Here is a 12,705-nt window from a genome sequence, read left to right as displayed (position 1 = left end):
CTGGCAGTATTCTCTCCTGTCGCATTGCCCGGTACATCGTATCTTCTGATACTCCGTACAATTGCGCTACCTGTTGCAGCACTTTTCTTCTTTCGGGACTTCTTGCTGGTAAGTTCCCTAAGCGCTGTCTTAACTCTATTAGTGCTTCTACTGGTATCCGTCTAGTGGCCATTTTTTTCCTACCACTGACTTTTTTACTATCTTACCCTACTTGTCTCTATTTGCATTTTAATTTGAGCCGGACTTCTTGTTTGCGAGCTATTTGCATTTTAATTTGAGCCGAAGCTCTTGTTTGCAAGCTGTTTGCATTTTAATCTGAGCCAGAACCCAGCTTATTTGCATTTTAATCTGAGTCTGATTCCTCCTTGTTTGCAAGCCCATGCCTCCTTATTTGCAAGCCGCTACAGATGAAGAGAACCGAAAAGTGCTGGTTTACTACGCCGGAAAACATCCGAAAAGTACTCCTACACCTCCGTAAAATCAGGCGTTGCCATTACAATTTGGCTGGTCTTTTCTGAAGTAAAATCGATAAATACAGATATACTTTATCCCTGCTTGCTACCGAATTGTTTGCCAAACCATACTTTACGGCTTTTCTGAGCAATGACTAGGCGCGGAAAGCTTTATTTACCAGACAATGGGATATTAATACAGTAGCATAACCGCCAAAGCCCGTTTTTTCAGTTTTCAATTCAAATTACAGAATAAGACGTAGAAAAATCTGTTGCCTTCTCCTGATTGGTAAGAACGACTTTGGGACACAGGAGATTAATTTTTGAAGGTAAAACCAACATACATCGATAATTCTTCACTGGTCAACTGGCACAGACTCGGCTCATAATTTCCGGCTTTTGATGGGCTGTGGCGTTCAAAAACTCCCATAAACTAGAAAGGAGAAATGAGCCGTTCGCCTAGCCTGTGCGTAGCACGCCTCGTCCACAGAAGTCATGGTATCGTTTAGGAACTATTACCCGTGTCAACTTCTTCCAACCCATGCCGCATTATTGCCCTCTTTAACCAGGCCGGGGGGGTCGCGAAATCCACCCTTACCCAAAACCTGGGATACCACCTAGCACAACGCTCTCATCGCGTCTTGCTCATCGACATTGACCCCCAAGCCTCTCTAACTAAATTCATGGGGTTAGCTCCATCGCAGTTACAAAAAACGGTTGCCCATGCCATTATCGACGAACAGCCTTTACCCATTCACTCTGGCATTCATGGCATGGATTTAGCTCCTGCTAACCGACTTTTAAGCGGAGCAGAAATGCAGCTAGTCAGTGCTCCAATGCGCGATTTGCGCCTCAAAGAAGCACTCGAACCTGTTGTTGAGTCTTACGACTTCATCTTGGTAGATTGTCCTCCTAGCTTGGGATTGCTCTCTTATATTTCTTTAGTTGCCGCAACCCACGTCCTCGTCCCCATCGAAACCCATCTCAAAGCTTTTGAAGGGACTGACGAACTGTTACAAACTTTGACGCTGGTTAAAAACAAAGCCAACCGGAAATTACAGGTAGCTGGATTTGTTCCTACTCGATATGCCCAGCAGAACTCAGCTGATAAGAGGGCGTTAGGAGCTATTCAAGAACAACTCTCTTCTTGGGGTCAAATCTTTCCACCTATTCCCAGAGCTACGGCGTTTGTCGATGCCACAGAAGAGCGTGCGCCCCTAGCCGTGTTTGACTCTAAACATCCTGCCGTCGCTATCCTTGAAGAAATTGCCCAATCTCTAGAATCCCTATCATGAACCGCAAACGCACTGCTAAACCCTATGGAGGTCAAATTACAACTCCCCCTCCTTCTTGGCTATCTCCACTTGAAGCTGATACTCCTCAAGCTGCCACTGAAAGCAATGTTAAGCTCACAGACATTCACCTCCCCCAAGAGCAGCCTAGACGGTATTTTGACCCGGAAGCTTTAAAAGAATTAGTCTCGTCAGTCAAACAACATGGTATTCTCCAACCTTTACCGCCTGTAGATTATTCGCAGCTTTCCGGTAAGGGTGGCAACTGGTTGATTCGACTTTGGCACAGGATTCAAAGATTTTGGCAGGAAATAACCAAAAGCAGTCCTCGCTATGTTCTTAAGCGCTTGCATAAACAAGTAGAAATGCCCGTGTTGGCAACGCTGGCTACTCCTTTTCCTTTTCAAATTCCACTGACGACTGAATCGTTAGCCGCAGCCCGCCAAAGTGTTTCCCAACTCCTTTCTGTAGCTTCTGATTGGCAACAACAAAATCGTCCTAGCAAGAGACAACAGCAGTCAGAGTCTTTACAACGCCAACTTACTGACTTGATTACTCGCCGTTCTCAAGTCCAAAACCAACTCACCAGCTATCCTACTAAAGATTTTTACAGTCGTTTCTACACTGACTATCATTCGTTGCAAGTGCAGTTATTTGAGTTGTCTTGGCAATTTCAACAACTTGAAGCCTTGCGACGGAAAGATGAAGTGATGGCTTCTATTAAAACTTATATTGCGATTTTGAATAATGAATGGGAAGCGTACCGTCAGTTAGCACTGAACTGGCAAAGTATTTATCGCGATATCAGCTTGTTGTTCCCAGTCTTTCTCAGCACCTTGCATTCTATCCGCCGTTTGTTCTCCTATCCTGATAGCGGCTGTATCGCTCGCGTAATTGTCGATGAAGCGGGTCAAATTCCTGTACATCAAGTATTTCCAGCTTTGGTACGCTGTCATCAAGCTTTAATTGTAGGAGATCCGTTGCAATTAGAACCAGTTGTTCAGTTGAGCAATCAGAAAAAAGAGGAATATCGCCAAACAGCTTTTCTGGAAAGTGGATTAACAGAAGAAGACTACGATTTGTATAGTCCGAGTGCTTGTACGGCTTATCACAGGGCTGCGGGAGCTTCGGGGCAATCAGGAGAGATTGGTAATGGTATTATTCTTAAACAACATTACCGTTGTGTGCCATCCATCATTACTTTTTCAGACCGCCTTTGTAATTATGGCATGGAGATCGACACTCAAGAAAAACCTTCTCGACTGGGGACTAACTTGCTTGCCATCCATGTTGAAGGCGATTACTCTAACCACGTTAACATCCTAGAAATTGAGAAAGTTGCAGCTTTAATCGAAGAGTTGTTAGCAGCAGGTTATAGTCTTAATTCCCCCGATTCTTCAAACACAATTGGAGTTATTTCACCTTATCGCAGTCAAGCCAACGCCCTACAATTAACATTGCAGTCGAGGTGGAAAAATTTTCCCTCAGATAGCATTGGTACGGTTCACACTTTCCAAGGTGGACAAAAAGCAGCGATAATTTTATCGACTCGCCAATGCCATTCAACTGATAGCCTTTGGTTTATTAATCGTCAACCTAATTTACTCAACGTTGCTGTTAGCAGAGCTAGAGAATTGTTTATTTTGGTGGGTAATTTGGAACGATTGAAAAAAGAAGGGTATACCAAACAAGTTGTATGGGGGCAATATAGCGGGACAAACTTACGGACAGATTATGGCAGAGTGGAGGGCTATCAGTCAGCAGAATTCTCGTACAGATAAGGATACTAAGCACGTTACCATGAGTCCGCATTTTGCCGATCGCCTAACTCCAGACGACTGGCTAGACATCGGAGAATTTATGGTCAATGGGTTGGGATACACCAATAATCTGTGGATGATGATTAAGCATAAACCCACAGAGAGCCAGTTATTAAATAATCCCGATGCACCGCCTCACATCCATATCATGATTCATACCTTTGAGTGTGAGAACTTTACTCGCATTAATGATTGGCAAGATAAAACAAAAGCTGAAAAACTGACGCGAGAAATCGAACAGCAGTGGAATCTTTACCAAGTTACTCCTAGCAGTGAGGCGGAATACTCTGCACCTACTACCGGACAAAAACGCCGGATGATGCGAGAACAGCAGGATTTTGAAACCGGACTGCGAGATCAACCACCAGAAGAACCCACTAAGTTGAAACTGGAACGGTTAGTGGTTGCAGCAACCAGGGACAACCCTTCTATTATTACCTTTGTTGCTAGACTTCAAGACCAGGGGGTTGATGTGTACCCCACTATCATTGGGGATGAAATGAAGGGGTTGGCGTTTGAATATGAAGGATTCCGGTGTCGGGGGTCTAGCTTGAAAAATTGTAGTTGGAGGAAACTGCAAGAAGTACGGGGAATTTCTTACGATAAGACCCGCGATTTACCAATTTTACGAACAGTAGCAGCTGGTGAAAAGGTGCAGATGCTTCCAGAAGAGGAGGACTCTCAAGAGTTAGTGTCTATCAGTGCTAATCAGATTGAATGCACGGAAATGTTTGCATCTGATATTGACGAACTTTTGTTGTTGCAGACAGATCGCTATGTTGATACTGAGTTTACTGCATTGCGAATTTCCCCAGATGAAATTTCCTTGCGGCGCACGCCAAATCAATCTGAAATTCTGCGTGCTAGACGCAATGGCGACGCATGGGAGGCGCTACCTACAGAAAGTGAAATGACTACCTGGGAGGTTCACGCTATGATTGCGCTTACAGAAAATTTGATTAAGGAATTAGAGAGTCAGTACTGGGAACAGCAACGGCGGGTGGACATTGTTGCACCGATTGTTGCGGCTATTCTAAATTTGGAGCAGACAAATCTCTCGGTTGGCAAATACTACACTGCCGAGTGGGATGAGGAGTGCTTGACTCTGTGGGAAACTGGTAGTAAAAAGCCAATTATGAAAGCTGAGTGGGATGATGAGAGTCGATGCTGGGTTGAGAGCGGTTCTAGCTTGACTCAAGAAACCACCAACTATTTTCAGGAAAAGGTTTTACCGTTTATCCGACAGGCGATGCAACAAAAGCGGGAACGTGAAGTGAGCGATCGACACCAAAAAAGCAAAGATCATGAGTTGGAGTTGTAACGTGGGTTATCTGTCGTCAAAACAAGGTGGAGTTTGGTTGATAGGAACTGCCAATGCAATCCTTTGAAACAGGCTTCATTGAGGAACAGTTGATTACCCAAGGACTCCTGCAAACCATCCGCTTGATTGGAGAATACAAGGGTAAACAGGAGTTGTTCAAAGAACAGGCACCTCAAGCACTGGAAACCCTGCGCCAAGTAGCCATTATTCAGAGTACCGAATCCTCCAACCGCATTGAAGGTATCACCGCACCTTTGGAACGCATCAAGGAACTGGTTGCTGAAAAAACTATACCGCGAGATCGCTCCGAACAAGAAATCGCTGGCTACCGCGATGTGCTAAACACGATTCACACCAGCTATGCCCACATCCCCTTCACACCTGGGGTGGTACTACAGCTGCACCGCGACCTCTACCAGTTTTCTGTTGGAGAAGGGGGACGCTGGAAGTCAGTGGACAATCAAATCAGCGAAACTCATCCCGATGGCACAAAGGTTGTGAGGTTTAAACCAGTTTCGGCTTATGCCACACCGGAGGCAATGGAACGCTTGCACGAACGATTCAATAGCTTTTGGCAGTCCGGTGAAATCGAGCCGTTGTTGCTTATCCCTTCCTATGTCTTAGATTTTCTGTGCATTCACCCTTTTCTAGATGGTAATGGACGGATGGCTCGCCTTCTCACCTTGCTACTGTTATACAAAGCTGGTTACGAGGTGGGGCGTTTTATCAGTTTGGAACGAATTGTCGAACGCACCAAGGAAAGTTACTACGATACCCTTTACCAATCCTCACAAGGTTGGCACCAAGGACAGCATAGTTTGTTGCCCTGGTGGGAGTATTTTCTGGGAGTAGTGGTGTTGTCTGCCTATCGGGAGTTCGAGCAGCGGGTTGGGTTAGTAACTTCGGTCAAGGGTGCTAAAACCGCGATGGTGGTGGATGCCATTAGCAATTTACCTGTTGAATTCTCTGTCAGGGATTTACAGGAACGATGTCCCACTGTGGGAATTGACCTGATTCGTCGCATTCTGCGGCAAGAGCGAGATGCTGGACGGCTGGAATGTCTGGGTCGTGGCCCGGATGCTCGTTGGCGGAAGATATAGGTACTATACCTATTAATTAGGTACTGAGCAGCTATTTAGTACCTATTTAAGCTTGATTTCGGGTTAGCTCAAAATTTGTGACTTGAAGAAGATTTTAGCCAGGTTTGGAAGAAGAAATATTTAACCAACTATCCACACAACAAAAAAGTTGTGTTAAACTTAAAACACAACAATAAAGTTGTGAAATGATACCAGCGTTTAACTCTGACGGAAACCTACCTCCAGGAGTGCATTGGGCTACCTGGCAAGAATTCGCCGCTCGCTTTGGAACAACACCACATCGACAGCGACTTCTTAAGGGACTGAAGTCCGCCTTAGATTCACTATCAAAAGCAGGCTGCGAGGTCGTTTATATCGATGGCAGTTTTGTAACCGAAAAGGAAAATCCTAATGACTTCGACGGCTGCTGGGATACCACAGGTGTTGATCCAAACTTTCTCGATCCCATCCTGCTCAACTTTCACAATAAGCGTGCGGCTCAAAAAGCCAAGTATCTAGGAGAGTTTTTTCTGGCACAAGACCCAGCAGACAAAGCAGGAAAAACGTTTTTAGAGTTTTTCCAAACTGATAGAAACGGGAATCCCAAAGGTATTGTTGCTATAGATTTGCGAGGATCGCAGCCATGATTAAGAATGAACGACAGTACCGCGTAACGCAAACTCAAGCAAAAAAGTTTGAGCAAGCATTAACACAGTTTGACCAAAATTCAAACAAAAGAGAGGAAGTCCATCCATTGCTGTGGAAGGCCCAGCGAGATGCCTTACAGAGTCAACTTAGCGATCTGCGCGAGGAGCTTGAGGAGTACGAGGCACTAAAATCTGGTAAGCGTGCAGTACTGGAATTTGAATCATTAGAGGAACTACCACTGGCTCTTATCAAAGCCCGTATTGTCGCTGGCTTAAGTCAGAAGGAACTTGCTCAACGACTTGGACTTAAAGAGCAGCAGATCCAGCGCTACGAAGATACCGAATACGCCTCTGCAAGCTTTGCGCGATTAGTAGAGGTAAGTCAGGCTCTTGGAATCAACATAAGAGAAGATGTTTTCTTACCCAATGCTCAAGTTTCATTAACCACTTTGTTTGGTCGCCTACGGGAAGTAGGAATCGATCGCGAATTCATTATTAAAAGACTTCTTCCCCAATCTGCTGGAGGAAATCTCCAAATAGATAATGTAGCTGAAGACCAAGCTGGTAGCCTAGCTCTGCGAGCAGCAGCACTTTTGAATCGAGTATTCGGCTTAACACCTACTGCCATCTTTAGCTCCAGTCCACTACAGCTAAATACAGCAGCAATGGGAACAGTTCGCTTCAAAATGAATAAGCGAGCTGATGAGCGTCGCTTGAGCGCATACACTCTCTACGCACACTATTTGGCACTTCTTGTACTTGATGCCACATCAGACCTACCAAAGAAACAAATTCCTACAAATCCGAATGAAGTTCGAGAAGCAATTCTGTCCACTTACGGCTCTCTAACTTTTAAAAATGCACTGCACTATGTATGGAGTTTAGGAGTGCCAGTCCTGCCCCTAAATGATTCTGGTGCATTTCACGGTGCTTTCTGGCGTGTAGGAGGTCGTAACGTCATAGTTCTCAAGCAGCAAACAAAGTCGGCAGCACGTTGGCTCTCCGATCTTCTCCACGAACTTTGGCACGCAGCTCAAGAACCAGAATTAGATGAACGCACAGTAATTGAAGAGAGCGAAACAGCGCAGGAGCGACAGGAGTCCCCAGAGGAGAAAACAGCAACTCGATTTGCCGGATATATCGTACTCGCTGGTCGTGCCGAAGAGTTAGTCAAGTTGTGTGAGGAGGAAGCCGGAGAAAGTATCGAGCGGTTGAAAAGGGTCGTTCCCCTAGTCGCAGCTAGAGAAAATGTATCAGTGGCGGCACTCGCCAACTATATGGCTTTTCGTTTGTCATTGCAGGGCGAAAACTGGTGGGGAACAGCAACTAACCTGCAAGCACAGGATACAGACTATACAGATCCTTGGCAGGCTGCGCGTGATCTTCTCTTAGAACAAGTGAACTTTGGGCGACTCAATAAAGTCGATCGAGATCTTTTGTTGCGAGCCCTTTCTGATAGTTGATCGGTTCCAAAAATTGATGATTTATGAAATCTGAAATATATGTCAACAGATTGGAATGCAGAAGAGGAACTCAAGCCTCTCAAGCTTAAATGCACTAGTACAGATTGTAAGAATGACTTACATTGCTTTTTGCAAAAACAAACCCGAAAAATGAAACCAGTTAACCAATTTGGTAATTGCCGTGAGTGCGGGGCAGAACTGGTTGACTGGGAGCGAGTTCACAAACGTGACATAAATGATGCCAAACATACTTTTAAAGCTTTAAAACATGAAAAGTTTCGACACGATTATTGGCATAGAGAGATTGACCAAGATGCTGTAGATCATGCACTCAGAAAGGGTCAAATTGAACTGCGTAAAGCTGCTACTCACAGAATTAGAAAGTATGTTGGCGAAGTGCATGAGATGCCGGACGGCAAAAAGCGTCCATATCGAGATGGTCAGCAAACTCCTTATTCCGGTAACAGTATCTTCTATGCCCAACACGCTACAGCTTGTTGCTGCCGTAAGTGTATTGAATATTGGCATAACATTTCTCAAGGTAGAGATTTAACTAACGATGAAATCGCGTACCTAACTGATTTGGTCATGTTGTACATCGAAGAGAAGTTGCCCAATTTGACAGACCAAGCACAGAAGGTTCCACGGAAACGCCGTCAATCCCAAAAAAGTTCTTCTACAGAGGACGAGGGAGGTAAGAGTTTCAATGGCAATTAATACAGAAGCTTTGTCAGCCCGCTATCGAGCCGCATCAGTCGATCTAAGTGGTAAGCGTCTCCTAATCACCAACTTCCTTAATACCGAGCAGGAGAAGGATCTAACTGAACCTCCTAACTGTGGCGGTGTTGGACGTATCCGACACTTCCGGCGCACTCTGGGCAATCCCGGTTGGCCACTCAACCCCTTACCTATCGACCCAGCTTGCAAGGCGCTGAGTCTACCATCAACCGATATGATTCGGGCGCAGGTTTTCCAATACGCTGCCTGTAACTGGCGTTGTTGGTATTGCTATGTCCCCTTTGAACTGCTATCCGCCAACCCCGATTACTCGGATTGGTTGAGTCCTGCTACTCTGATCCATCGCTACCTCGCTCAACCTGACCCACCTCCTATCATCGACCTAACAGGCGGACAACCGGATCTCGTTCCCGAATGGGTGCCTTGGATGATGGCTGAACTCAAAAATCGCGGACTTGAACGCCAGGTTTACCTTTGGTCTGACGACAACCTCATTGACATACTCCCCCGTCAAGCGATGCTGTGACGGGGGATTCTCCCAGAATCACTTCTTGAGATTACTGGCTCAACGAGACGACTTAAATCTTCAACATCTCTGTTGAAGACCCAGAGGCCGGACTCTCCACAGTCGTTTGGGTCGGTTTCTGTTTGCTAGGGCAGTACCGTTAAGGTATTCCCCTAAGTATTTCAACCCTTTTTTGAGAATATTAATTGCCGCGTTCCAATCACGATCTAAAACTGTTTTGCAGTGAGGGCATTGATGGGTTCTAGTACTTAAAGTCTTATAAACTTTTGCCCCACAAGCTGAACAATGAATGGTCGTGAATTGCGGTGGTACAGCGATGCAAGTTATCTTATGTATCTTGGCGAAATAATTCACCCATTGCGTGAATTGATACCAAGAAGCATCGCTAATACTTTTCGCTAACTTGTGATTCTTCACCAAATTAGAAACCTTCAAAGCTTCGTAGACTACCAAATCATTAGATTGGACTAACGCCAGAGCATCTTTTATGCTTCTGTCTTTACGTTGTCTGGAAACTTTTAGGTGCAATTTAGCTACTTTCTGACTTTGTTTGTGATAGTTAGCTGACTGTTTTTGACCTCTTTTATGACGCTTGGAAAGTCTCCTTTGAGCCTTCTTCAAGCGTCTTTCTGTTTTACGGAAGAAGCGAGGATTTTCTACTGTGTTTCCATTGGAATCTGTATAGAATTCTTTCAATCCTAAATCGATTCCCACTACAGAACCAGTGAAATCATGCTTCTCTTCTCGTTCATGGTCAATGACGAACTGACAATAATAACCATCAGCACGTCTAACTACTCTTAGTCGCTTAATTTGCTGTTCACAGTAGTAGACAATAGTTTTTTGAGAACACCACAAATCAAATGTTCCTGCCTTAAATCCATCAGTGAAAGTTATTTGTCTCCTATCATCAGACAGCTTGTACCCACTAGTCTTGTATTCCACAGATCTGCTGTGCTTTTTGAATTTAGGAAATCCTTTCTTCTTTACTGATGAATCCCGACAGTTAGCATAAAACCGAGCAATGGAATTCCATGCTCGGTCTGCACTTGATTGTCGTGCTTGTGAATTTAATTTGTTTACCCAAGGTGTTGTAGAGTCTTTCGCTAAAATGGCACAGAGTTTCTGCAAGTCATTGCGAGTAGTTCCTTTGTTCTCCATCCAATATCTGACGCATTTGTTCCTGACAAACTGCGCCGTTCTGATGGCTTCTTCTAGCTTTTGGTATTGTTCGGGAGTGTCGCCCTTCAGCTTGGCTTCTACAACTAACATTTATTTGTCCTCGACCTTGGATTAGTCTTAGCTTAACACACTTTACCCATGACTAGTAGAATTAAATCGTTGCTCCGCTTCTGAGGCGGGCTGGTCGGATTTCATCCCCCGTTAACCTGCGGTGTAACGGGGGCATTCATCCGACATTTTTAGGTAACGACTACTTCTGGCAATTTCTCAAAGATGCAGACATTGAACTGATAGCTACATACCCCAACTACGGTCGCGTTTGCTGCTTCAAGGGCTTCAACGCTGAATCGTTTGCATTTAACACCCGTGCGGAACCTGCTCTGTTCGATCGCCAATTCGATCTAATGAAAAGGCTTTTGACACTGGGCATCGACTTATATGCCTACGCCACATTCACTTCCGCATCGGCAAATGGCATAGCAGAAGATATGCGTCGCTTTGTAGATCGTCTTCAAATGCTCGATCGAAATTTACCACTGCGGACGGTTCCACTCCAGATTCAGAAATTCACCCCAGTCAAGGAACGTCTGAACCATACCACGTTTGAAGCATTGCAGAATCAACAAATTGCAATTGAAGCTTGGCTTGCCGAGTTAGAAACCCGATATTCCAGTGAAGAAAGAGCTTGTAACATCGCCGATATACCGCTTTGTGGAGGCAGATAAAAATGACAATCAATCAAACTGAAACGCAGATGTTTGAAGATGCTGTTGACGGGTGGGTGCTTGAGGCGATCGCCTGTGGAATACAGACATTTGACCAATTAATAGCATCACTTCCTGGAGTCTACCCATCTGTTGCCCTCAACTCCCTGCAACGCCTTACCTTCACCCAGAGAATTTCTACCGAACTTCTGGCACAGATACTCAAACCTGCTAAACAAAAGCTAGAACCACCAACTTACTCATACCACCAGATTTCCTTACCCGTTCCCCATCCTTTCGACTACGATTGGCGATTTAGTGATGCAGCAGTCAAACACTTATTAAATCAATGCGCGAAGCTAACTAGGTCTAGTGATACAATCGTACTACTCGGAACCCCTAGTTTGCTGCGGATGGGAATTGAACAATCCTACCCCCGCCAATTGGTATTGCTTGAGGCAAGTCGTACTACAACGGACAGCCTCGCTTCTTCAGTACCAAAAACCCAGGTAATCCGGTGCGATGTGATTAAAGATCCGCTACCTAATCTCACAGCAGCAGCGGTTGTCCTAGATCCGCCCTGGTATCCAGAGCATATTCAATCCTTTCTTTGGACAGCTTGCCAACTGTGCAAAATTGGCGGATACATTTTAATCAGTATGCCACCTATTGGCACTCGCCCTGGCATGAAGCGGGAATGGGCAAACACCTTGGAGTGGGCGCAACAGATTGGTTTGACCCTCGTCAAGCTGGAAGCAGCAGCTTTGTCCTACATAACACCACCGTTTGAACTCAACGGACTCAGGGCAGAAGGGCTGCACGCAGTTTCCAAAGAATGGCGACGCGGCGATCTAGTAGTGTTCTGTCACAGCCATCAGACTCAAGTCCCGCGTCCAACAGTTCTGCCACAAGAGGACTCTTGGATTGAAGAAGTGCTGCTTGGGGTGAGGGTGCGTGTTCGCCAACCTGATTTATCCGGCTTTGCCGACCCATCTCTGATATCCGTTGTACCCGGAGATGTGCTTCAATCAGTGAGCCGGAGAGATCCGCGTCGTCAGTTGGCTGATGTGTGGACTTCTGGGAACCGGATCTTTGCTTGTCAGGGGCGGGGTGTACTGCGGCAGATTCTGCGGGCTATGGCAGTTGGGCGATCGCCTTACGAAGCAGTGGCTTTAGCTCTAAAGCGCCCGCTAAACCAAAAGGAAGCAGAGCTTGTATCCCACGCCACCCATCAGATCGTAAACATTGTCAGTACAGAACAAAAGGAGAATTTACTCTTTGAAGAACAGCGGAACAATACAAAACTCTCTCTTGCCGCTGGTTGATGAACTGTTGTTAGCTGTAGCAGCCAGCAATAAGAAACACTCCGACCAGCAATAACGAGCATTCTGAGCCAGGATTAATTGCAACTATGTTGGTGAATTGAGCCAGGATTATCTGCGATTGGGACAGAATTAACAGCAACCAGCCAGCAATAAGAA

The 12,705-nt window shown here is 45.4% G+C and carries 10 protein-coding genes and 1 pseudogene; 10 read left to right on the top strand and 1 reads right to left on the bottom strand.

Going from position 1 to position 12,705, the window contains the following annotated elements:
• The first annotated feature begins 973 nt into the window (after positions 1 to 973).
• From ACE1CC_RS17710 to ACE1CC_RS17675, 8 genes are all read left to right on the top strand, one after another.
• A complete protein-coding gene (locus tag ACE1CC_RS17710; protein WP_413271753.1) occupies positions 974 to 1,747 on the top strand; it encodes a ParA family protein in 774 nt (257 codons plus the stop codon).
• Positions 1,744 to 3,525 (top strand): DEAD/DEAH box helicase, encoded by a 1,782-nt coding sequence (locus ACE1CC_RS17705; RefSeq protein WP_413271752.1) that lies wholly within the window; start codon positions 1,744 to 1,746, stop codon positions 3,523 to 3,525. The genes ACE1CC_RS17710 and ACE1CC_RS17705 overlap by 4 nt, the downstream gene beginning before the upstream one ends.
• Entirely contained in the window at positions 3,479 to 4,885 is a 1,407-nt protein-coding gene (locus tag ACE1CC_RS17700; RefSeq protein ID WP_413271751.1) for a relaxase/mobilization nuclease domain-containing protein, read from the top strand. Before ACE1CC_RS17705 ends, ACE1CC_RS17700 begins: the two co-directional genes overlap by 47 nt.
• Before the next feature lie 53 nt (positions 4,886 to 4,938).
• Positions 4,939 to 5,985 carry a Fic family protein gene (locus ACE1CC_RS17695; RefSeq protein WP_413271750.1) on the top strand — a complete coding sequence of 349 codons (1,047 nt, stop codon included), beginning with the start codon at positions 4,939 to 4,941 and terminating at the stop codon, positions 5,983 to 5,985.
• A gap of 185 nt (positions 5,986 to 6,170) precedes the next feature.
• A complete protein-coding gene (locus tag ACE1CC_RS17690; RefSeq protein ID WP_413271749.1) occupies positions 6,171 to 6,611 on the top strand; it encodes a DUF6932 family protein in 441 nt (146 codons plus the stop codon).
• Positions 6,608 to 8,074: a helix-turn-helix domain-containing protein gene (locus ACE1CC_RS17685; RefSeq protein WP_413271748.1), complete on the top strand. Its 1,467-nt coding sequence runs from the start codon at positions 6,608 to 6,610 to the stop codon at positions 8,072 to 8,074. The genes ACE1CC_RS17690 and ACE1CC_RS17685 overlap by 4 nt, the downstream gene beginning before the upstream one ends.
• A 150-nt stretch (positions 8,075 to 8,224) precedes the next feature.
• Positions 8,225 to 8,791, top strand: a complete 567-nt coding sequence (locus ACE1CC_RS17680) for a DUF4186 family protein (protein ID WP_413271747.1) — start codon at positions 8,225 to 8,227, stop codon at positions 8,789 to 8,791.
• Positions 8,781 to 9,338, top strand: a complete 558-nt coding sequence (locus tag ACE1CC_RS17675; protein ID WP_413271746.1) for a hypothetical protein — start codon at positions 8,781 to 8,783, stop codon at positions 9,336 to 9,338. Before ACE1CC_RS17680 ends, ACE1CC_RS17675 begins: the two co-directional genes overlap by 11 nt.
• Here the strand turns inward: ACE1CC_RS17675 and ACE1CC_RS17670 are convergent.
• Positions 9,323 to 10,610 (bottom strand): annotated as a pseudogene (locus tag ACE1CC_RS17670) (RNA-guided endonuclease InsQ/TnpB family protein). The gene ACE1CC_RS17675 and the pseudogene ACE1CC_RS17670 sit on opposite strands and share 16 nt — an antisense overlap.
• A gap of 314 nt (positions 10,611 to 10,924) precedes the next feature.
• Here ACE1CC_RS17670 and ACE1CC_RS17665 point away from each other — a divergent pair.
• Positions 10,925 to 11,245 (top strand): hypothetical protein, encoded by a 321-nt coding sequence (locus tag ACE1CC_RS17665; RefSeq protein ID WP_413271744.1) that lies wholly within the window; start codon positions 10,925 to 10,927, stop codon positions 11,243 to 11,245.
• A gap of 2 nt (positions 11,246 to 11,247) precedes the next feature.
• The gene (locus ACE1CC_RS17660) at positions 11,248 to 12,549 is read left to right on the top strand and encodes a hypothetical protein (RefSeq protein ID WP_413271743.1); all 1,302 of its coding nucleotides are present in this window, start codon (positions 11,248 to 11,250) and stop codon (positions 12,547 to 12,549) included.
• Positions 12,550 to 12,705 lie beyond the last annotated feature (156 nt).

It is taken from the genome of Floridaenema aerugineum BLCC-F46 (genome assembly GCF_041929345.1).
Classification (GTDB): Bacteria; Cyanobacteriota; Cyanobacteriia; order Cyanobacteriales; family Aerosakkonemataceae; genus Floridanema; species Floridanema aerugineum.
Note: the sequence above shows the minus strand (reverse complement) of the source record. Positions and strands in the feature narration are given on the sequence as shown.

Excerpts from the sequence above, each read along its gene's own strand:
- ACE1CC_RS17680 (WP_413271747.1), top strand. The coding sequence starts at position 8,225 with ATGAAACCAGTTAACCAATTTGGTAATTGCCGTGAGTGCGGGGCAGAA.
- ACE1CC_RS17700 (WP_413271751.1), top strand. The coding sequence starts at position 3,479 with ATGGCAGAGTGGAGGGCTATCAGTCAGCAGAATTCTCGTACAGATAAG.
- ACE1CC_RS17685 (WP_413271748.1), top strand. The coding sequence starts at position 6,608 with ATGATTAAGAATGAACGACAGTACCGCGTAACGCAAACTCAAGCAAAA.
- ACE1CC_RS17665 (WP_413271744.1), top strand. The coding sequence starts at position 10,925 with ATGAAAAGGCTTTTGACACTGGGCATCGACTTATATGCCTACGCCACA.
- ACE1CC_RS17705 (WP_413271752.1), top strand. The coding sequence starts at position 1,744 with ATGAACCGCAAACGCACTGCTAAACCCTATGGAGGTCAAATTACAACT.
- ACE1CC_RS17695 (WP_413271750.1), top strand. The coding sequence starts at position 4,939 with ATGCAATCCTTTGAAACAGGCTTCATTGAGGAACAGTTGATTACCCAA.
- ACE1CC_RS17690 (WP_413271749.1), top strand. The coding sequence starts at position 6,171 with ATGATACCAGCGTTTAACTCTGACGGAAACCTACCTCCAGGAGTGCAT.
- ACE1CC_RS17660 (WP_413271743.1), top strand. The coding sequence starts at position 11,248 with ATGACAATCAATCAAACTGAAACGCAGATGTTTGAAGATGCTGTTGAC.
- ACE1CC_RS17675 (WP_413271746.1), top strand. The coding sequence starts at position 8,781 with ATGGCAATTAATACAGAAGCTTTGTCAGCCCGCTATCGAGCCGCATCA.